This is a genomic window from Gemmatimonadota bacterium (assembly GCA_026706345.1).
Lineage (GTDB): Bacteria > JAAXHH01 > JAAXHH01 > JAAXHH01 > JAAXHH01 > JAAXHH01.
The window spans coordinates 1-2220 of record JAPOYX010000050.1 but is presented as its reverse complement, the minus strand read 5'-3'; the positions used below and the strand labels follow the sequence as shown (position 1 = coordinate 2220).

Annotated in this window: 2 protein-coding genes; one reads left to right on the top strand and one right to left on the bottom strand. The window is 61.0% G+C overall.

Annotation, left to right across the window (positions count from 1 at the left end; translation table 11 throughout):
- On the bottom strand, positions 1 to 937 hold a 937-nt coding region (locus tag OXG98_04575), incomplete at its 3' end, for a hypothetical protein (protein MCY3771278.1).
- Positions 938 to 1730: 793 nt separating this feature from the next.
- Between OXG98_04575 and OXG98_04570 the strand changes: the two genes are divergently transcribed.
- The coding region (locus OXG98_04570) for a TonB-dependent receptor (protein MCY3771277.1) at positions 1731 to 2220 on the top strand (490 nt) is incomplete at its 3' end.

Sequence of the window (2220 nt, the reverse complement as noted above, 5' to 3'; positions counted from 1 at the left end):
CACCGTGTTTCGTTTCAACATAGTCGCGGGTTTCTCCCGGCTTGAAGCCTTGCGCCACGGACGCCGCCGGCGCAGGCGGATGGGCCGCGCCCCACATCCGCAACAGGTGATTGAAGTCACACTGGCCGAATCCCGATTCGAACTCCTCGTTCTCCGGACTGTTGAAAAACCGTTCGGCTCCCGAAAAACCGGCACTCGCCTCGTATCTTTCCCTTTCGGCGGGGTCGAGCGCGAACATGTTGAAGGCGTGCACGACCGTGACTCCCCGTTGCGCGTCGTCGGGATCGGGAGCTGCCCGTACGAGTTCGAATTTCTTCTGCGAAACGTCGTCCGTCCGATTGGGCTTGTACATGTGCACGCTGGTTCCGAAATGATACTGCCGCCCTTCGTCGTCGTAGCCCAGCCGTGTCAATGCCAAAACCAGCGGCCGCCCATGCAGGTGCTCGTTCTGTGCGAGAAAGTACTGTGCGGTAAAAATGGGAAGCACGGGTTGTCTGTACCCTCCCTTGTTCAACTCGATGCTGGCATCCTCCAGCATTCTGCTTATCTGGCCCGTGATGGGTGCCCGATCCGCCGTTCCGGCGGCCTGTACGTCGGCAAGTTTGCGCATGTAGTCGACGGAGTACTGGGCGGTCGCCGATTTCCATCGGTTTACTTCACCGTACGAGTAGGTTGACCCTTCCGGTTCGTCGTCGATGAGAAACCGCAGGCTGTCATCCGCTCGACAGCGAATGACGCTCAACGGGTAGAACATCGAAAAATAGTGTTCCGCCATTGAGCCGAATTTGGGCAGGGAGCCTTTTCTTGAACCGACATCCGGGGGAAGCGTGTTGAATTCCGGACCGTATGCGGAACTGAAGCCGGAGGTAAGGCTTGCCGGCTTGGGATCCGCCGCCGCAAGGATATCCATGGCATCGAGCATGAACGGTACGCGCATCTGACAGGAGGCGTCTCCGGTCACGGGGTCGAGTTGGCGAAAGTTGCCCTCGGCAACAGCTCGAAAAGTCTTGCCGGGATCGGCGGCACCCTTTTCGAGCTTCGGAACATGAGGCTTACCAGGGGCCTCCGCTTTCGATCTCTTTTGTACCCGGGCTTCCGTTCCCGCTTTCTTGGCCGCCCTCATTGCGGCAATCTCTTCCTGCGAAGGCTTGCCGGGCTTTTTCCGTGTGCCCGGCGTCTTGAGCTTCGGAGTGCCTGCCGGTTCGGTGGCCGGGTCTTTCCGCGCAGACGAAGCGATCGCTCGTTGTTCCGGGCCCTTTGAGGGAACGAGTGGCGTTGGGCTTGTTGAACAGACCTGTTCGCCCTGCCTTTCGGCCAGGGGGACTCCGGTGGGTTTGCGGCTCTGCCGTGACGGCGGTCGCTGCCCTTCACCTGCCGCGGCCGACACCTTTCGGCCGCCCATGTCGCCATGTACGGATTCAGGCGCCGATTCGGCCCCGTCTCCCCGGCCAACCTTGACGGGTGCCGCGCCTGGTACCTTTTCCAAAATTGCTCCTGATGATCTCGTCTTGCTGTCACTGGCATTCGCAATGCCGTCGAACGTTGACCACGCTACAAGCCCAAAGTTCCGCACCCGGGCTCCAAAGGCGGGCGCCAAGCGGCGACTTCCGCGTTACCTAGCCTTATTTCTCCCGGCACTAGCCTTCAGCGTCGTTGTGCGGCGGTTTTCGGCTCCTGCATAGTTTTCAGCCACACGAGTTTGCAACAGTCTTGGAGAGAACGGAGCAACCATGAGCAAGTTGTCGAGAGTTCATCGGGCACAGACCGGCAGGGTCATGGCGCGGGTCGTCGGGCCGGTTCTGGCCGTTCTGCTGTGTGTGCCGGTGTATGCGCAGGAACCCGAACTCGAAGAGATTCTGGTAACCGCCAGGAAGCGGTCCGAGAGCGTTCAGGACATCCCCGAGTCCATCACGGTGTTCTCGGAATCCCAGGTCGAGGACGCCGGCATCACGCGCATCAAGGACGTCGCGGACCTGACTCCCAATCTGGTGCTGCGCCAGTCCTACAGGATGGGGGTGGTCAATCTGTCCGCACGGGGGCTTGCCGCACCGCAGCAGGGAGATTCGCCGGTCGTCGTGAATTTCGACGGGGTCCAGGCGCCGGCCCAGGACTTCATAAACCAGGACCTGTTCGACATCGACCGCATTGCGGTGCTCAAGGCTCCCCAGGGCGCCTTGTACGGCGCCGGAGCCATCGGCGGCGCCATCAACGTCGTCACCA